Annotated in this window: 18 protein-coding genes; 12 read left to right on the top strand and 6 right to left on the bottom strand. The window is 65.3% G+C overall.

What is annotated here, in order from left to right; genetic code table 11:
* The first annotated feature begins 20 nt into the window (after positions 1 to 20).
* Entirely contained in the window at positions 21 to 410 is a 390-nt protein-coding gene (gene secG, locus J2R76_RS06395; protein WP_028334048.1) for a preprotein translocase subunit SecG, read from the top strand.
* A 167-nt stretch (positions 411 to 577) separates the two neighbouring features.
* Positions 578 to 2,209, top strand: a complete 1,632-nt coding sequence (locus J2R76_RS06400; RefSeq protein WP_057016524.1) for a CTP synthase — start codon at positions 578 to 580, stop codon at positions 2,207 to 2,209.
* 23 nt (positions 2,210 to 2,232) lie between these two features.
* Here the strand turns inward: J2R76_RS06400 and J2R76_RS06405 are convergent, their stop codons facing one another.
* From J2R76_RS06405 to J2R76_RS06415, 3 genes are all read right to left on the bottom strand, one after another.
* On the bottom strand, positions 2,233 to 2,895 hold the full coding sequence (locus J2R76_RS06405) for a class I SAM-dependent methyltransferase (RefSeq protein WP_057016525.1): 663 nt from the start codon (positions 2,893 to 2,895) through the stop codon (positions 2,233 to 2,235).
* A gap of 216 nt (positions 2,896 to 3,111) precedes the next feature.
* Positions 3,112 to 4,491, bottom strand: a complete 1,380-nt coding sequence (locus tag J2R76_RS06410) for a HAMP domain-containing sensor histidine kinase (RefSeq protein WP_057016526.1) — start codon at positions 4,489 to 4,491, stop codon at positions 3,112 to 3,114.
* A complete protein-coding gene (locus tag J2R76_RS06415) occupies positions 4,488 to 5,162 on the bottom strand; it encodes a response regulator transcription factor (RefSeq protein ID WP_253623841.1) in 675 nt (224 codons plus the stop codon). Before J2R76_RS06415 ends, J2R76_RS06410 begins: the two co-directional genes overlap by 4 nt.
* A 168-nt stretch (positions 5,163 to 5,330) precedes the next feature.
* On the opposite strand from J2R76_RS06415, the gene J2R76_RS06420 reads away from it, so the two are divergent.
* On the top strand, positions 5,331 to 5,657 hold the full coding sequence (locus J2R76_RS06420) for an NIPSNAP family protein (RefSeq protein WP_018271819.1): 327 nt from the start codon (positions 5,331 to 5,333) through the stop codon (positions 5,655 to 5,657).
* 163 nt (positions 5,658 to 5,820) lie between these two features.
* Here the strand turns inward: J2R76_RS06420 and J2R76_RS06425 are convergent, their stop codons facing one another.
* Positions 5,821 to 6,156, bottom strand: coding sequence for a PAAR domain-containing protein (locus J2R76_RS06425; protein ID WP_168855865.1), 336 nt, complete (start codon positions 6,154 to 6,156; stop codon positions 5,821 to 5,823).
* A gap of 165 nt (positions 6,157 to 6,321) precedes the next feature.
* On the opposite strand from J2R76_RS06425, the gene kdsA reads away from it, so the two are divergent.
* The 3 genes from kdsA (at position 6,322) to glsA (ending at position 10,404) form a co-directional block, all read left to right on the top strand.
* Positions 6,322 to 7,179, top strand: a complete 858-nt coding sequence (kdsA, locus tag J2R76_RS06430) for a 3-deoxy-8-phosphooctulonate synthase (protein ID WP_168855864.1) — start codon at positions 6,322 to 6,324, stop codon at positions 7,177 to 7,179.
* A 15-nt stretch (positions 7,180 to 7,194) separates the two neighbouring features.
* Positions 7,195 to 8,388: an MFS transporter gene (locus tag J2R76_RS06435; RefSeq protein ID WP_253623842.1), complete on the top strand. Its 1,194-nt coding sequence runs from the start codon at positions 7,195 to 7,197 to the stop codon at positions 8,386 to 8,388.
* Between the two features lie 165 nt (positions 8,389 to 8,553).
* Positions 8,554 to 10,404: a glutaminase A gene (gene glsA / locus J2R76_RS06440; protein WP_057016594.1), complete on the top strand. Its 1,851-nt coding sequence runs from the start codon at positions 8,554 to 8,556 to the stop codon at positions 10,402 to 10,404.
* Between the two features lie 9 nt (positions 10,405 to 10,413).
* Here glsA and queF read toward each other — a convergent pair whose 3' ends face one another.
* On the bottom strand, positions 10,414 to 10,875 hold the full coding sequence (gene queF / locus J2R76_RS06445) for a preQ(1) synthase (RefSeq protein WP_210262590.1): 462 nt from the start codon (positions 10,873 to 10,875) through the stop codon (positions 10,414 to 10,416).
* A 69-nt stretch (positions 10,876 to 10,944) separates the two neighbouring features.
* Complete coding sequence (locus tag J2R76_RS06450) at positions 10,945 to 11,928, bottom strand: lyase (protein WP_168855861.1); 984 nt, start codon at positions 11,926 to 11,928, stop codon at positions 10,945 to 10,947.
* Between the two features lie 174 nt (positions 11,929 to 12,102).
* Here J2R76_RS06450 and eno point away from each other — a divergent pair, with 174 nt between their 5' ends.
* From eno to J2R76_RS06480, 6 genes are all read left to right on the top strand, one after another.
* Positions 12,103 to 13,386, top strand: a complete 1,284-nt coding sequence (eno, locus tag J2R76_RS06455; RefSeq protein WP_057016595.1) for a phosphopyruvate hydratase — start codon at positions 12,103 to 12,105, stop codon at positions 13,384 to 13,386.
* 46 nt (positions 13,387 to 13,432) lie between these two features.
* A complete protein-coding gene (locus tag J2R76_RS06460) occupies positions 13,433 to 14,569 on the top strand; it encodes a zinc-binding dehydrogenase (RefSeq protein WP_168858572.1) in 1,137 nt (378 codons plus the stop codon).
* A 170-nt stretch (positions 14,570 to 14,739) separates the two neighbouring features.
* Positions 14,740 to 15,291 carry an NADPH-dependent FMN reductase gene (locus J2R76_RS06465; RefSeq protein ID WP_168858571.1) on the top strand — a complete coding sequence of 184 codons (552 nt, stop codon included), beginning with the start codon at positions 14,740 to 14,742 and terminating at the stop codon, positions 15,289 to 15,291.
* A gap of 140 nt (positions 15,292 to 15,431) precedes the next feature.
* Positions 15,432 to 15,743: a septum formation initiator family protein gene (locus tag J2R76_RS06470; RefSeq protein ID WP_028334062.1), complete on the top strand. Its 312-nt coding sequence runs from the start codon at positions 15,432 to 15,434 to the stop codon at positions 15,741 to 15,743.
* Between the two features lie 166 nt (positions 15,744 to 15,909).
* On the top strand, positions 15,910 to 16,929 hold the full coding sequence (gene pdhA, locus J2R76_RS06475; protein WP_057016533.1) for a pyruvate dehydrogenase (acetyl-transferring) E1 component subunit alpha: 1,020 nt from the start codon (positions 15,910 to 15,912) through the stop codon (positions 16,927 to 16,929).
* A 45-nt stretch (positions 16,930 to 16,974) separates the two neighbouring features.
* Positions 16,975 to 18,369: a pyruvate dehydrogenase complex E1 component subunit beta gene (locus J2R76_RS06480; protein ID WP_076825471.1), complete on the top strand. Its 1,395-nt coding sequence runs from the start codon at positions 16,975 to 16,977 to the stop codon at positions 18,367 to 18,369.
* Positions 18,370 to 18,372 lie beyond the last annotated feature (3 nt).

Below are 18,372 nucleotides of genomic sequence, written 5' to 3' on the forward strand. Positions count from 1 at the left end.
GCTTGTGACGAAGGCTTGCGATGCAGACTGTCGTTATCATTGTCCACCTCATGATTGTCGCCGTCATGATCGGCGCCGTGCTGTTGCAGAAATCCGAAGGCGGTGGCCTTGGCATGGGTGGCGGCGCCGGCTTCATGTCGAGCCGCGGCACCGCCAATTTGCTGACGCGGACTACGGCGATCCTCGCGGTGGGCTTCTTCATCACCAGCCTGTTCCTGTCCTGGTACGCAGGCTACGACCGCAAGCCGAGCTCGATCGTCGGCACCGGCGCGCCGGCGCAGACGCAGCCGGCCGGCGGCACGCCGATGAACGCGCCGACCTCGGGCGGCATCCTCGATTCGCTGAAGAAGGCCGACGAGCAGCAGGGGCAGCAGGCCCCGAGCGGCCCGCAGGCGCCACGGTCGCAATAAAGCGGGGTGGCCATGCAGGATGCCCCGCTGGTATCCTGCATCAGAAACCCCCATCAATGCTCTGAAATCGCTTCCAATTTGATGCAACCCACAGCCCGGCGAATTGTTTGCCGGGAACAGCCGATTCGTTTTGCGAATCGCCGGAGTCGGATTAAAGGTAAAGTCCCATGGCGCGGTACATATTCATCACCGGCGGCGTGGTCTCCTCGCTCGGCAAGGGTCTGGCTTCAGCGGCGCTCGGCGCTCTGCTGCAGGCCAGGGGCTACAAAGTCCGCCTTCGCAAGCTCGATCCCTATCTCAACCTCGATCCCGGAACGATGTCGCCGTATCAGCACGGCGAAGTGTTCGTGACCGACGACGGCGCCGAGACCGATCTCGATCTCGGCCATTACGAGCGCTTCACCGGTCGTCCGGCCACCAAGGCCGACAACATCACGACCGGGCGAATCTACCAGGACATCATCACCAAGGAGCGCCGCGGCGATTATCTCGGCGCCACTATCCAGGTGGTTCCGCACGTCACCAATGCGATCAAGGAATTCGTGCTGTCGGGTAACGACGAGTTCGATTTCGTGCTGGTCGAGATCGGCGGTACCGTCGGCGACATCGAGGGCCTGCCATTCTTCGAGGCGATCCGCCAGCTCAAGAACGAGCTGCCGCGCGATCACGCGGTCTACATTCACCTGACGCTTCTGCCGTACATTCCAAGTGCCGGCGAACTCAAGACAAAGCCGACGCAGCACTCGGTGAAGGAGCTGCGCTCGATCGGCATCCAGCCGGACATCCTGCTGTGCCGCACCGACCGCGAGATTCCCAAGGAGGAGCGGCGCAAGCTCGGCCTGTTCTGCAACGTGCGCGAGAGCGCCGTGATCGAGGCGCGCGACGTCGACAACATCTACGCCGTGCCGGAGGCCTATCACGCCGCCGGCCTCGACGACGAGGTGCTGGCCGCGTTCGGCATCACCGCGAAGATTCCGCCGGCGCTGCAGAGCTGGCACGTCATCAACGAACGCGTCCGCAATCCGGAAGGTGCGGTGACGATCGCCATCGTCGGCAAATACACCGGCATGAAGGACGCCTACAAATCGCTGATCGAGGCGCTGTCGCACGGTGGCATCGCCAACAAGGTGAAGGTCAATCTCGATTGGATCGAGAGCGAGGTGTTCGAGAACGAGGACCCGGCGCCGTTCCTCGAGCACGTCAACGGCATCCTGGTGCCCGGCGGCTTCGGCCAGCGCGGCGCCGAGGGCAAGATCCGCGCGGCGCAGTTCGCGCGCGAGCGTGACGTGCCGTATTTCGGCATCTGCTTCGGCATGCAGATGGCGGTGATCGAGGCGGCGCGCAATCTGGTCGGCATCGAGGACGCCAACTCGACCGAGTTCGGCCCGACCAAGGAGCCGCTGGTCGGCCTGATGACCGAATGGCTGCGCGGCAACGAGCTCGAGAAGCGCTCGCAGAGCGGCGATCTCGGCGGCACGATGCGGCTCGGGGCCTATCCCGCGGCGCTCAACCGCGGCAGCCGCGTCTCGCAGGTCTATGGCGGCGCGACCGAGATCTCCGAGCGGCACCGCCATCGCTACGAGGTCAACACCGCCTACAAGGACCGCCTCGAGCAGCACGGCCTGCGCTTCTCCGGCATGTCGCCCGACGGCGTACTGCCGGAGATCGTGGAGTACGAGGACCATCCCTGGTTCATCGGCGTCCAGTTCCATCCCGAGCTGAAATCGCGGCCCTTTGAACCGCATCCCCTCTTCGCGTCGTTCATCGAGGCGGCAGCCAAGCAGAGCCGGCTGGTTTAACTGAGCGGCCGTCAGCTGCGCCGCTACACGGCGCAGTCCTCGCTGGTCCGGCGTTCTTTCTTGATCGGTGAAACGTTTGCACCAGCCGCCGGCGTGCCGTCGCGCGTCATCAGCTTGTATTGCGGGCGTCGCGTCAGCCGGTAGACCGCGGCCGGCGGCACGTTGAGGATGGCGCGATCGACCAGCGTGGCGCGCAGGCCGAGCCGGTCGAGGATCGGCCGCGGCACCGGACAGCGCATGCCGTAGGTGAATTGATAGAACGCGCCGCCGGGACGTAGATAGCTGAACGCGCCGCCGACGATCGAGATGACCTTGCGCGGGGACATGTTGAGCAGCGGCAGTCCGCTGACGACGGCGCCGACCGGCGCGCCATCGTAGAGCCGCTCCGAGGCGAGGCGCGCCGCGTCCATCCACAGCACGCGCGCGCCGGGAAAGCGCAGCTGCAACAGCCGCATGAAATCCGAGCCGTATTCGATCAGCGTAAGATCCTGCTGGCGCACGCCGCGCTTCAACAGCTGATAGGTGAACGCGCCCGTGCCCGGACCGAGCTCGAGCACCGGGCCGGTGTCGGCGCTGATGTCGCGCGTGATCAGTTCGGCGAGCGCGGCGCCTGACGGCGCGATGGCGCCGACGCGGCCGGGGGCCGCCATCCACGCCGTGAAGAAAGACAGCAGATCATGTGACATTGGGATTCCCAGCAAAGTGTCGCGGCGCTTCGACTCAGATGCGAAGCGTGATGCCTTGTTTGCGGGAGCTGCATTGCGACAACATTGCGCGAGAGCCCCGTTCCGATTGAATCGGAACGGGGCTCTCGACCCTAGCTTTGACGCGTTTCCTTCACGCGAACCGGTGCCCATCCCGCATCGAGTGCGGGACAGGCTTCGCTCGAAAACGCTTTGGCATCACGACGCGAACGGCGCCGGCGGTAACGTGAGGCGGAAGCACGCGCCGCCCTTCGGGCCATCGAGCACGGAGACGTGACCGCCGTGCAGCCTTGCGATCTCGCGCACCATGTTGAGGCCGAGGCCGGCGCCGCGATCGAGCGGCGCGAGCCGATAGAACGGGTCGAAGATCCGCGTGCGCTGGTCCTGGGGAATGCCGTCGCCTTCATCCGATACGTCGATCGTCGCGGCGCTGCCGACATGGATGGTGATGGTGCCGCGGCGGCCGCCATGCTGGATGGCGTTCTGCACCAGATTGGTGAGCGCGCGCTCCAGCGCGGCGCGATCGCCCAAGGTCTCGACCCGATCGGTTGCGGTATCGAGCGACAGCTCGTAGCCGGCCGCGATCGCAAGCGGCGCAAGGTCGGCCGCGACATTGCGTGCGACCGCGACGAGATCGACGCGGACGAACGGATTGCGGCACTGGTCGAAGCGCTGGATGTCGAGCAGTTGCTCGGCCAATGTCGCAAGCCGCGCCGAATCCTCGAGCAGGCGGGTTTTCTCCGGGCCTGGCGGCAGCGACTCCAGCCGCGTGTTGAGGATCGCGATCGGCGTGCGCAATTCATGCGCCGCGTCGGCGACGAAGCGCTGATGCCGGGAGTAGCCGTCGTCGAGTCGCTTCAGCGCATCGTTGATGGCGGTCACCAGCGGCGCCACCTCGAGCGGCAGATGGTCCGCCGACAGCCGGCTGCCGCGCTGGCGGAAATCGATCCGGCGCGCTTCGTCGGCGGTGGTATCGAGACCGGCGAAGGCGCGCTTCACCACCATCGGCGTCGCGATGAAGGTGGCGCATGCCATCAGGAACAGGCCGGGCAGGGCAATGGCGAGGAACGCCAGCGTCGTGGCGAGCGCGGTCTTGACGCTCGACATTGGCCCTTGCGTCGCTGTGAGCACCTGCACGGGGCCGGCGTCGGAATTGACGCGCTTCAGCCGCGCCGGCGGCTTGCGCGGATCATCCTCGAACATCTGCCAGCCGAGCCGCGCCTGGCTGATCTGGTCGAGCGCGTCGCCGATCCTGGCGAATTCCGGCGGCACCGCGCCTTCCGTCAGCGAACGGCCTTGCCGGTCGCGCACCAGGAACCAGAGGTCCGGCGTGTCGTCACGAAGCTTTTGCAGTTCGGCCGTCGGGCGCAAAATCAACTCGCCCTTGCCGTCGCGTGCGACCGCGCCCTGCACGATGGAAATCACATGATCCTCATCGCGCGGAACGATCAGGAAGCCGGTGGCACACAACGCGCTGATCAGGCAAACGATCAGCATGGCAAGCAGCAGCGCCTGGAGCGTCACCAGCCGCCAGCTCAGTTGCGAGCGCAGGCAATAGTGCTCGGCCTGTTCGCTCATGACGTTTGCTTCAAGAGATAGCCGACGCCGCGGATGCTGTGGATCTCGACACCGGCGTTGGCGTCGGCAAGCTTGCGCCTGAGACGCGAGACGTGCGCATCGAGTGCGTTGGACTGGATCTCGTCCTCGAAATTGTAGACGGCTTCCTCCAGCGTCGCGCGCAGCACGGTGCGGCCCATGCGGCGCAGCAGCGTCTCCAGCACCAGCAGCTCGCGCCGCGGCAGCTCGAGCGGACGGCCGTCGACACTGGCCTCGCGATGGCCGCAATCGAACGCCACGCGGCCGGCCCTGATGATCTCGAGCTGCAGGCCGGCGGGGCGGCGCAGCACGGCGCGCAGCCGCGCCATCAGCTCCTCGACCGCGAACGGCTTGGCCAGATAGTCGTCGGCGCCGCGGTCGAGGCCAGTGATGCGGTCGGTGAGATCGCCGCGCGCGGTCAGCACGATGATCGGCACGCCGTCGGCCTTGGCGCGCAGCTTCGGGATCAGCGTGAGGCCGTCGCCGTCCGGAAGCTGGCGGTCGAGCAGGACCGCGCCATGCACGTCGGCACAGATCGCTTCCTCGGCCTCGGCAAGGTTCGGCACGTGGTCGACCACCATGTCGTAGCCCTTCAGCGCCTGCGACAGCGCCGCCGCCATTTCGGCCTCGTCCTCAACCAGCAGTATCCGCATGTCCTTGTGGTCCAACTCCTGAAGGCAGGTTTTAGGGCAAGTAACATTGCAACAACATTGCGGAAATGGCCGCCCGTCGCGAGCAGGGGTGCCATGTTGTCACCCCCTCAAGACAGTCCGGAAGGCGCTGGCTATAACCGCCCGCACACCAATCTGGGAGGACTGCCAATGATCTACGAGACCCGCGTCTATCGCTGCCTGCCGGGACGGCTGCCGGCGCTGCTCAAGCGCTTCGAGACCATCACGCTGAAGCTCTGGGACAAGCATGGCATCAGGCAGGCCGGCTTCTTCACGACGCTGGTCGGGGAATCCAACCAGGAGCTGACCTATCTGCTGGCCTGGGAATCGCTCGCCGAGCGCGAGAAGAAGTGGACCGCGTTCCAGACCGATCCGGAGTGGATCACCGCGCGCGCCAAGACCGAGGAGGACGGCCAGATCGTCCTCAACATCGTCAACCAGCTTCTGGTGCCGACGGCGTTTTCGTCGGTCAAATGACGCCCGCTGCGGCCATGTTCCCGTCATTGCGAGCGAAGCGAAGCAATCCATTCGTACTGCATATGCGGAGCGATGGATTGCTTCGCAATTTTGTCGCGAGCTCCTCGCAATGACGGGAAGGCATCTTTTCTCGGTCCCTTGGGGAGGGAAAGTTGTAGCGACGCTATTGCGGGCAGCCCGAGGTCTGATCGCCCTGGGTCACCATCGGCTTGCCGTTGATGAAGACGCCGTGGCTGCCGGAGGTCGTCTTGCCGCCGCAATGCGTGCGATCGCCCATGACCACCGCCGGCTTGCCGTTGATCAGGACGTTGGGCACGCCCTCGACGAGCGGGCCGCCATTGCTGGTGGTATCGCCGTTGCGCGCCGCCGGCTTGCCATTGACGGTGACGCCGGTGGCTCCGCTGGTGACGACCCCGGGCTGGGTGCTGGTCTGGCCATAGGCGAGGCCCGACATCGCCGACAGGGCGGCGACGGCTCCGATCATCAGCGGGATGCGCATGGCTTCCTCATGGGAATCTGTTCCGCGCCAGTTTATAGGCGCTGTTTGGGCGGGATTGTGTTAGCACGGCGCACCCACGGCGTCAGCGCAACCCCCTCATCGTGCGGGATGGCTTGATCCGTCCCGCGCGGGACTGCATGGTCGCCGGCAAAAGGATGCAGCATTTTGACCAATCAGGTTTCCGCGCAAGCCGCCGCGCCGATCGTTGCCGTCGGATCGGCCAAATTCGGCAATGCCTTGCCGATTTCGATCATCGCCGGTCCGTGCCAGCTCGAGAGCCGCGCGCATGCGCTTGAGGTGGCGTCCGCGCTGAAGGAGATCGCGGTCCGGCTCAAGGTCGGTCTGGTGTACAAGACCTCGTTCGACAAGGCGAACCGCACCAGCGCGACCGCGGCGCGCGGCATCGGATTGGCGCAGGCGCTGCCGATCTTCGCCGAGATCCGGTCTTCGCTCGGGCTGCCGGTGCTGACCGACGTGCATGAGGCGACCCAGTGCGCCGACGTGGCGCAGGCGGTCGACGTGCTGCAGATTCCGGCCTTCCTGTGCCGGCAGACCGATCTGTTGCTGGCTGCGGCCGCGACCGGCAAGGTCGTCAATGTCAAGAAGGGCCAGTTCCTGGCACCGTGGGACATGGCCAATGTGGTCAGCAAGATCACCGGCGCCGGCAACGCCAACGTGCTGGTCACCGAGCGCGGTGCATCGTTCGGCTACAACACGCTGGTCTCGGACATGCGCGCGCTGCCGATCTTGTCGCGCACCACCGGCGCGCCTGTGATCTTCGACGCCACCCATTCGGTGCAGCAGCCGGGCGGCAAGGGCACCTCGTCGGGCGGTGAGCGTGAATTCGTGCCGGTGCTGGCGCGCGCCGCGGTCGCGGTCGGCGTCGCCGGCGTGTTCATCGAGACCCATCCCGATCCGGATCACGCGCCGTCGGACGGCCCCAACATGGTGCCGCTCCGCGACTTCGAGTCCCTCGTCAAGCGGCTGATGCAGTTCGACGCGCTGGCGAAGACGGCGGCCTGACCGGCGGACAACGACATGACCGCAACCAGCGGCATGCCGCCGGCCCTTAACGTGATCACGCTGGCGACCTTCGCGGCGAGCCTGTCGGTGCGCGCGCTGGATCCGGTTCTGCCGCATGTCGCTGAGGATTTCGGCGTCAGCATCGCGACCGCGGCGAGCTTTGCCGCGGTGTTCGCCTTCACCTTTGCCGCGGTCCAGCCGGCGATCGGCGCCGCTGCCGATCTGTTCGGCAAGGCGCGGCTGATGACGATCTGCCTCGGACTGCTCGGCGTCGCCAACATCCTCGGTGCGCTCTCGACCTCGTTTCCGATGCTGTTCGTGACCCGCATCCTCGCCGGCATCGGCTCGGGCGGCGTGTTTCCGGTGGCGCTGTCGCTGACCAGCGATCTGGTTGGCCCGGACAAGCGGCAGCTCGCGATCGGACGAACGCTGGCGGGCTCGATGACCGGCAATTTGCTCGGTGCGACGGCATCCGGCCTGATCGGCGACTTCCTCGGCTGGCGCGGCGTGCTCGCGGTGCTCGGCGGCCTCGTGATTATCGTCGCGCTGGCGGTTGCAGCCGGCTTCCGCGGCGCTGCGCTGAACCGTCCGCCGCGCACCAGCCTGAAGGCGCTGCGCCACGGCTATCGCACCATCTTCACCAATCCGAACGCCCGCATCTGCTATTCGGCAGTCTTCATCGAAGGCTGCTGCGTGCTCGGGCTGTTTCCCTTCATCGCCTCGTTCCTGTTCGAGCTCGGCGAGACCTCGCTGTCGATCGCCGGCATCGTGATCGCGGGATTTGCGATCGGCGGATTGCTCTACACGCTGACGGTGTCGCGCCTGCTGCCGTGGATCGGGGTGAGGGGCATGATGGTCGTCGGCGCGACGCTGGTTGCGATTCAACTGGTCGGCGTCGCGTTCGGGCCGCACTGGAAGCTGCAGATGGCGGGCCTCCTGGTGATGGGCCTCGGCTTCTACATGATCCACGGCTGCCTGCAGGTGTTCGCCAGCGAGCTGTCGGTCGAGGCGCGCGCCACCGCGCTGTCGCTGCACTCGTTCTTCTTTTTCATGGGCCAGACCGTCGGCCCGATCGCCTATGGCTTCGGCCTGCAACACGTCGGCAAGACCGCGACGTTGGTGTCAGCTGCCGCCGTGATGGTCGTGCTCGGCTTTATCTGCGCGCGGTTTCTGCGGCAGACCAGGCCCGCCGATGCGCAGACAACCTAGGCGTCCACGGGCCCACCGGCGGTGGCAGACACAACATGCAGGGAAGCGGGGTGCAGCGTCAGGATGACGCATTCGCAGCAGCGTTCGGACGACCGCGCATGGCATGAGGATTGCTTATTTCTCGCCATTTGAGGTGAGAGCGTGGACGTCCAGACTGGCTGGCCTATTCGAGGGAATGCGGACGTCAGGACAACGGGATATGGCACCGAGCCTCCACTTCAGCGTTTTCTGGCCTCCTGCCACCAAGAATTCAAATCGGACAATTCCGGCGCGCTCGCCGACTACATTCCGGAGCTGAAACGGGCCAACCCGGCGCATTTCGGCATCAGCCTCGTCACCATCGATGGCCATGTCTACGAAGTCGGCGACAGCGCCGCTCCTTTCACCATCCAGTCCGTTTCGAAGGCGTTCGTGTTTGCGCTGGCCCTCGATCTCGTCGGCGAAGCGCGCGTCGCGTCGGCGATCGGCGTCGAGCCGAGCGGTGAGGCATTCAACTCGATCCGGCTGACCAACGACAACAAGCCGTTCAATCCGATGGTCAACGCCGGCGCGATTGCCTGCTCCGGGCTGATCCACGAGGTCGATGGCCGCGCCGCATTCGAGCGCATCCGGGACAAGCTCGGCCAGTTTGCCGGCCGCGAACTCGACGTCGACGACGCGGTCCATGCGTCGGAGACGGCGACCGGCAACCGCAATCGCGCGATCGCCTGGCTGCTGCGCAACTACCTCGTGCTACAGGACGGCGTCGATGCCGTGCTCGATATCTATTTCCGGCAATGCGCAATTCTCGTCACCGCGCGCGACCTCGCGGTGATGGCCGCAACGCTCGCCAATCGCGGCGTCAATCCGGTCACCGGCGTCCAGGTGGTGACGCCGCATGTCGTCGCGCGCACGCTGTCGGTGATGACGAGCTCGGGCATGTACGACTATGCCGGCGAGTGGATCTATCGCGTCGGAATGCCCGCCAAGAGTGGGGTCGGCGGCGGCATCGTCGCAGCGCTCCCGTCGCAATTGGGGCTCGGCACCTTTTCGCCGCTGCTCGATGGGCACTTCAACAGTGTGCGAGGCCTGAAGGTTTGCGAGGCGCTGTCGGCGCGATTTGATCTGCATATGCTCAACCGCAGCGGCGACGTCCGCACCTGCATCATCGCCGACTACGACATCTTCGGCATCACCTCCCGCCGCAGCCGCCAGCCGCACGAACAGCAGATCCTCGATGACCGCCACAGCGACACCCGCGTCATCGAGCTGGTGGGGGCGCTCAACTTCGCGTCGATCGACTACGTCACTCGCCGGCTGTCCAGCGAGCCGCCCGGCGCGCCGCTGCTGATCCTAGATTTCCACCGCGTGCCCGACATCACGGCAGCCGGCGCCCAGCTGCTGGCTGAGAAAATCGCCACGCTCGGAAATTCCGGTGTGACGACGATCATCTCCGGTGTCGAGACGACGTCGCCGGTCTGGGCCACGATCCGCGCGCAGATCGAAGAGCCGAAGCGGTTGCGGCATTTTCCGCTGCTCGACGACGCCGTTGAATGGGCCGAGGATCAACTGATCTACCGCTATGGCGGCTTCACCGAGACCAAGGAGACCGCCCATCTCGGCGAGCAGGCGCTGTTGGCCGATCTCGCGCCCGAGGAGATCGCTGCGCTCGCCGAACTCTCGACGCCGCGCCGCTACGACGCCGGCCAGCGCATCGTCGTGGCCGGCGAGCCGGCCAATTCGTTGTTCTTCCTGCAAAGCGGGATGGTGAGCGTGAAGCTGCCGAGCGGCGTGCGGCTTGCCTCGCTCGGGCCGGGGATGGAGTTCGGCGAGATGGCGATCATCGAGAGCCACCGCAGCGCCGACGTCTGGGCGGACACGCCGGTCAAATGTCTCGAGCTACCGATCGACAGCTTTGCCGACTATCGTCAACTCCACCCGCAGATTTCGATGAAGATCATGCGCAATCTTTCCGCACTGCTGGCGCGCCGCCTCATCCTCGCCAATGCCAAGGTCGATCTGCTGAGCGCCTATTGAGACGCCGGATCAGCCCCGGCCTCGATAGGGCGCGACGCCCTGATCGGGAACCCAGATGCCCTTCGGCAGCCGGCCGGTCTGGAAGAACACGTCGATCGGAATGCCGCCGCGCGGATACCAGTAACCGCCGATCCGCAGCCATTTCGGCTTGATTTCCCCGACGATGCGCTTCCCGATCATGACGGTGCAATCCTCGTGGAAGGCGCCGTGATTGCGGAAGCTCGCCGCATAGAGTTTCAGCGACTTAGATTCCAGGAGCCACCGGCCCGGCACATAGTCGAGCACCAGATGGGCGAAGTCCGGCTGGCCGGTGATCGGGCAGACCGAGGTGAATTCCGGGATAGCGAAGCGCACCAGATAATCCGTGCCGGCCTGCGGATTGGGGACGCGGTCGAGCACCGCCTTGTCCGGGCTATCCGGCCACGCGACGGCACGGCCGAGTTGCAGGGTTTTCTTCGCCATGGGCCTCATCCTTGTGGGAGCGGCCGAAATGAACGGAAGCGGGCGGTTCGTCAACCGTCCGCGTGCGGGGGCAGGGTGCTACGCGGGCGCGGCAGTCTGGATCAGGACCAAGCGGTCTTGGCCGGATTCACAGCCCCAGACCTCGCCGGGCCGGCCATCGAGTTGCCGGACATTCGCGCCGGCGCGGTCGCTCGGAAAGGCGTTGAAGGTCGCGCCCACCGGATCGAAGCGCATGATCGCGTTGGCCGAGAAATCGGTGAGCCAGACCTTGTCCTTGTCGTCGACATAGACGGCATAGGTCCGTGGATTGCTGCCGGGCAGCTTCCAGGCCCTCCACGTCCCGTCGGCGGGATCGTGCACCGACACGTTGCCGCTGTTCCATTCGCTGACCCAGATCCGCCCCCGCGAATCCGACCACACCCGTCGCGCGCCCTGTTTCGGCGTCGGCGGTTGGACCACGCTGGCGTTGCCGGTCGCAGGGTCAATCCGTGCGATATAGCTGCCGGCAAGCGAGGCGTACCAGATGTCGCCGTTTGGGGTCACGGTGATGCCGTAGGGGCCGACGCCGCGCGGTGCCTCGAACACCTTCATCTCACCGGATTTCGGATCGAGCCGGCCGTAGAAGCCGGACTGGCCGGTGAACCAGTAGACGCCGCGCTTGTCGAACACGCCGGTATTGAGATTGGCGTCAGCGGCTTTCTCGGGCAGGCGGAACAGCGTCACCTTGTGGTCGCCGGGGTCGACGCGGGCGATCGCATTCTGCCCGCCCTCGGTTACCCATGGCGCGCCGTCGGGGCCGATCGTGACGCCGTGCGGGGCCGCACCCCTGCCGAGGCTGACCAGCTTGAACGCACTGTCGCGCGGATTGAGCCGGCCCAGCGCACCGCTGCGCTGGCCCGTGAACCAGACGGTGCCATCGGGCGCCGGCGTGACATCGTGCAGGCCGGTCCCGGCGTCGACGTTGAAATATTTCACCCGGAACGGCGTCTGGGCATCCTGCGCCTGCGCTCTCGTGGTCAAAATCGCGGCAGTGGTGGAGGCGAGAAACTGGCGACGGTTCATTGCGTTATCCCGGCTTCGTGAAACAATGGGCCAGCACGCGAAGGTAATCCCCGACAGCATAAACCCACCACATTGCACCGTCAGACGGGCCGGGCGGGCGGGCCGTTCACATTTGCTTGCGCGCCGTGTATGACGCGGCGCATCAGCCAACCCCATATCGAGAAAGAGCACGTCATGACTGACATCGTCGACATCATCGGCCGCGAAATCCTTGATAGCCGCGGCAACCCCACGGTCGAGGTCGATGTGGTGCTGGAGGATGGGTCAATCGGTCGCGCGGCGGTGCCGTCGGGCGCCTCCACCGGCGCGCATGAGGCGGTGGAACTGCGCGACGGCAACAAGGCGCGCTATCTCGGCAAGGGCGTCGAGAAGGCGGTCGCCGCCATCAACGGTGAGATCTTCGAGGCGCTCAGCGACCAGGCGGTCGAGGAGCAGGTCGCGATCGACCAGATCATGATCGAGCTCGACGGGACGCCGAACAAGAGCCGGCTCGGGGCCAACGCCATCCTCGGCGTCTCGCTGGCCTGCGCCAAGGCCGCCGCCGAATCCTTCGACATGCCGCTGTATCGTTATGTCGGCGGCACCTCGGCGCGGACGCTGCCGGTGCCGATGATGAACATCATCAATGGCGGCGTGCATGCCGACAACCCGATCGACTTCCAGGAGTTCATGATCCTGCCGGTCGGCGCCACGTCGTTCGCCGAGGCGCTACGTTGCGGTTCGGAAATTTTCCACACGCTGCGCGGCGAACTGAAGAAGGCCGGCCACAACACCAATGTCGGCGACGAGGGCGGCTTCGCGCCGAACCTGCCGTCGGCCGACGCCGCGCTCGAGTTCGTCATGAACGCGATCGGCAAGGCCGGCTACAAGGCGGGCGACGACGTCGTGCTCGGCCTCGACTGCGCCTCGACCGAATTCTTCAAGGAAGGCTCCTACGTCTATGGCGGCGAGAACAAGACCCGCTCGCGCTCCGAGCAGGTGAAGTATCTCGCCGATCTCGTCGGCCGCTATCCGATCGTCACCATCGAGGACGGCATGTCGGAGGACGACATGGACGGCTGGAAGGAACTGACGGATGCGATCGGCAAGAAGTGCCAGCTGGTCGGCGACGATCTATTCGTCACCAACGTCACCCGGCTTGCCGACGGCATCAAGAACGGCCGCGCCAATTCGATCCTGGTCAAGGTCAACCAAATCGGCACGCTGACCGAGACGCTTGCGGCGATCGAGATGGCCTACAAGGCCGGCTACACCGCCGTGATGTCGCATCGCTCCGGCGAGACCGAGGACTCCACGATCGCCGATCTTGCGGTCGCCACCAATTGCGGGCAGATCAAGACCGGCTCGCTGGCGCGCTCCGACCGTACCGCCAAGTACAACCAGCTGCTGCGCATCGAGCAACAGCTCGGCACCCAGGCGAAATACGCGGGCAGGGCGGCCTTGAAGGCGCTGGCGTAGCGCCCCAGCTTGAACGGGATCCAACAAAACGCAAAGGGAGGTCGGGATGAGCGACGGCAAGAGCGGTCTGCAGCTGCGTTCGCTGCTCAAGAAGAATGGCGAGCTCGAGATATCGCTGGTCAATGTCCCGACCCCCGAGCCCGGCCCCGACGAGGTCGTGGTCCGGGTCGAGGCGACCCCGATCAATCCGTCCGATCTCGGTCTGTTGATCGGCCCGGCCGACATGTCGGCCGCCAAGGTCTCCGGCAGCAAGGAATTGCCTGTGGTGACTGCGCGCGTGCCGGAAGCCGCATTGCCGGGCCTCGCGGCACGGCTCGATGAGTCCATGCCGGTCGGCAATGAAGGTGCCGGCGTCGTGATCAGGACCGGTTCATCGGATGCGGCGAAAGCGCTGATGGGCCGCACGGTCGCGATGATCGGTGGCGCGATGTATGCGCAATACCGCACGCTGCGCGTCAACGAATGCCTGCCGCTGCCCGACGGCACCACGCCGGCGGAAGGCGCGTCCTGCTTCGTCAATCCGCTGACCGCGCTCGGCATGACCGAGACGATGCGGCGCGAGGGGCACAAGGCGCTGGTGCACACCGCGGCAGCGTCCAATCTCGGCCAGATGCTCAACAAGATCTGTCTCAAGGACGGCATCGGCCTCGTCAACATCGTGCGCAACAAGGAGCAGGCCGACATCCTGCACAAGATCGGCGCCAAACATGTCGTCGATTCCTCCGCGCCCGATTTCATGGACAAGCTCACCGGCGCGCTGGTCGAAACCGGCGCCACCATCGCCTTCGATGCGATCGGCGGCGGCAAGCTCGCGGGCCAGATCCTGGTCGCGATGGAGACCGCGATCAACAAGACCGCCAAGGCCTACAGCCGCTACGGCTCGAATGTGCACAAGCAGGTCTATGTCTATGGCAGCCTCGACACCCGCTCGATCGAATTGCCGCGCGGCTTCGGCATGGCCTGGGGCGTCGGCGGCTGGCTGCTGTTCCCGTTCCTGATGAAGATCGGTCCGGAGGCCGGCAACAAGCTGCGCCAGCGCGTGGTGGCCGAACTGAAGACGACTTTCGCCAGTCACTACACCAAGGTGGTCTCGTTGCAGGAGACCCTGCAGCTCAACAACATCGCCGTCTACAACAAGCGCTCGACCGGCGAGAAATTCCTGATCAACCCGAACAAGGGCTGAGGATCGAAACGCAGGGGCCGTTCCGATGGGGGCGGCCTTTTTGCTTTGCATAGACCAATTCCGCGAAACGCTGCGTTTCCGGAATTGGACGATCCATGCACTTGCATCTTTCTTGGTGCGCCGGTAGGTGAGGGGCACCAGTTTCACGCGCAATCCGAGGGGAATTTGCTATGGCCTATAACATCGTCACCATCGTCGGCAGCATCCGCAAACAGAGCTTCTCGCTCAAGATCGCCAATGCGCTGGCCAAGCTTGCACCGGCGTCGCTGAAGCTCGATGTGACGACGCTTCAGGAAATTTCCTTCTTCAACCAGGACCTCGAGGCTGCGCCGCCGGCGGACTGGCTCGCCTTCCGCGAGAAGCTGCAGAAGTCGAACGGCGTGCTGTTCGTGACCCCCGAATACAACCGCTCGATCCCGGGCGTGCTGAAGAACGCCATCGACGTCGCCTCGCGGCCCTACGGCAAGAGCTCGTTCATCGGCAAGCCGATCGGCATCGTCGGCAATTCGCCCGGACCGCTCGGCGGCGTCAGCGCGGTGAAGCACCTGCAGAACATCCTGCCCGGCATTTCCGGCCCGATCCTCGGTCAGCCGGAAGCTTATCTCAACGGCGTCGGCGATGCCTTCGACGACAACGGCGAACTGACCAAGGAGTCGCTCAAGGGCGTGCTGCAGCAGTATCTCGACGCCTTCGCGGCCTTTATCGAAAAGCAGAACCGCTGAACAAGAGGCCCGTTCCGATTGAATCGGAACGGGCCTCTGAACTTGTTTTGACGCGTTTTCTTCCCGCGAGCCGGTACCCACTTCGCTCGAAAACGCTCTGGTTCAGCGTTCGTTAACCCCATGGCCGCATGCTCGCGGCCATGGTTTCCCGCACACGCCTCAAATCGATTCTGACCGGGCTCGCCCTCTATACGCTGGCGGCGCTGATGGTCGGCTATTTCGGCGTCAACGCCTACACCGGCAAATACGGCTTGAACGCGCGGCAGGAGCTCGATCAGGAGATCATCGCGCTGACCTCCGAGCTGGCGCGGCTGAAGAAGGAGCGGGCCGAGGGCGAGCAGCGGGTGTCGCTGCTGCGGTCGGACCGGGTCGATCCCGACATGCTGGACGAGCGTGCGCGCTTCCAGCTCGACTACGCCAATCCGCGTGACCTCGTTCGGATCAACAAGTAACTGACGACGCGTTCTCAAATTTCAAAATCATTCGCGCGCTATCACAAAAATGTCGCGCTGCGCTGCAGTGCGGCATAGCAAAATTCCATCGGGCGAACGCAATCCTTCCAAGGCGATTTGAGTTGGGTTAGAGAGGGTTCTCCGACTTCTCTCACCCGGAATTGCCATGGCCGCACCCAAGAAAAGCGTCGCAAAAGAATCAGGGCAGGAGAAGGCCGGCTCTCCCCCCGAATTCACCAAGGAGCAGGAGCTCAAGGCACTGCGGGACATGCTCCTGATCCGGCGCTTCGAGGAGAAGGCCGGTCAACTCTACGGCATGGGTGCGATCGGCGGTTTCTGCCATCTCTATATCGGCCAGGAAGCGGTCGTGGTCGGCATGCAGATGGCGCTGAAGCCGGGCGACGAGGTCATAACCGGCTACCGGGACCACGGCCACATGCTGGCCTGCGACATGGAAGCCAAGGGCGTGATGGCCGAATTGACCGGACGCCGCGGCGGCTATTCCCGCGGCAAGGGCGGCTCCATGCACATGTTCAGCAAGGAGAAGCACTTTTATGGCGGTCACGGAATCGTGGGCGCGCAGGTCTCGCTCGGCACCGGCCTTGCGTTCGCCAACCGCTATCGCGGCAACGATAACGTCAGCGTGACCTATTTCGGCGACGGCGCGGCCAACCAGGGCCAGGTCTACGAGAGCTTCAACATGGCGGAGCTGTGGAAGCTGCCGGTGATCTACGTGATCGAAAACAATCGCTATGCGATGGGCACCTCGGTGTCGCGCGCATCGGCCCAGCAGGACTTCTCCAAGCGCGGCGCCTCCTTCAACATTCCGGGCAAGCAGGTCGACGGCATGGACGTGCGCGCCGTCAAGGCCGCCGCCGATGAGGCCGTGGCCTGGTGCCGCGGCGGCAACGGTCCGATGATTCTCGAGATGCAGACCTACCGCTACCGCGGCCACTCGATGTCCGATCCGGCCAAGTACCGCACGCGCGAGGAGGTCGAGAAGGTGCGTCACGACCAGGACCCGATCGAGCAGGTGCGCAACCGCTTGCTGGCCTCGGGCGCCAGCGAGCAGGACCTGAAGGCGATCGACGCCCAGGTGCGCGAGATCGTCAACGAGGCCGCCGACTTCGCGCAGCACGATCCGGAGCCGGATCCGGCCGAGCTCTACACCGACATCTACCGCTGACCCCACCCGCGCAGACGAATTTCAAGACCGATTTCGGGAGCCGATATGCCCATTCAAGTGCTGATGCCTGCGCTGTCGCCCACCATGGAGAAGGGCAACCTCGCCAAATGGCTGAAAAAGGAAGGCGAGACCATCAAGTCCGGTGACGTCATCGCCGAGATCGAGACCGACAAGGCGACGATGGAGGTCGAGGCAACCGACGAGGGCACGCTCGGCAAGATCCTGATTCCGGAAGGCACCGCGGACGTTGCGGTGAACACGCCGATCGCCACCATTCTCGTCGACGGCGAAAGCGCCGCCGACCTCGCCAAGGCGCCGGCGGCTCCAGCGCCGCAGCCGAAGGCCGCCGAAGCCGCGCCTGCCGAAGCCAAGGCGGAAACGCCGCAGCCCGCGGCGAAGGCACCAGCCGCGCCCGCGACCGAGTCACTGCCTGATCCGGAAATCCCTGCGGGGACCGAGATGGTCACGCAGACCATTCGCGAGGCGCTGCGCGATGCGATGGCCGAGGAGATGCGCCGCGACGGCGATGTCTTCATCATGGGCGAGGAGGTCGCGGAATATCAGGGCGCCTACAAGGTGACGCAGGGCCTGTTGCAGGAATTCGGCGCCCGCCGCGTGATCGACACGCCGATCACCGAGCACGGCTTTGCCGGCGTCGGCGTCGGCGCGGCGATGGCGGGCCTGAAGCCGATCGTCGAGTTCATGACCTTCAACTTCGCCATGCAGGCGATCGACCAGATCATCAACTCCGCCGCCAAGACGCTCTATATGTCCGGCGGCCAGATGGGATGCTCGATCGTGTTCCGCGGCCCGAACGGCGCCGCCGCGCGTGTCGCCGCGCAGCACAGCCAGGACTACGCGGCGTGGTACTCGCAGATCCCGGGCCTCAAGGTGATCGCGCCGTATTCGGCCGCCGATTACAAGGGCCTGCTCAAGGCCGCGATCCGCGATCCCAATCCGGTGATCTTCCTCGAGAACGAGGTGCTGTACGGCCACACCGGCGAGGTGCCGAAGCTGGCTGATTTCGTGGTGCCGATCGGCAAGGCGCGGATTGCCCGCGCCGGCAAGGACGTCACCATCGTCTCCTGGGCGATGGGCATGTCCTATGCGCTGAAGGCTGCCGACGAGCTCGCCAAGGAAGGTATCGAGGCCGAGGTCGTCGATCTCCGCACCATCCGTCCGATGGACACCGAGACCATCATCAACTCGGTGAAGAAGACCGGCCGCGCGGTGACGGTCGAGGAGGGCTGGCAGCAGAGCGGCGTCGGCTCTGAGGTCGCCGCGCGCATCATGGAGCACGCCTTCGACTATCTCGACGCGCCGGTGGCGCGCGTCTCCGGCAAGGACGTGCCGATGCCCTATGCCGCCAACCTCGAAAAGCTCGCTCTGCCCTCCGTCGCCGAGGTGGTCGCCGCCGCCAAGGCCGTATCCTACCGGTAACGC

It is taken from the genome of Bradyrhizobium sp. USDA 4532, from assembly GCF_024171315.1.
Lineage (GTDB): Bacteria > Pseudomonadota > Alphaproteobacteria > Rhizobiales > Xanthobacteraceae > Bradyrhizobium > Bradyrhizobium australafricanum.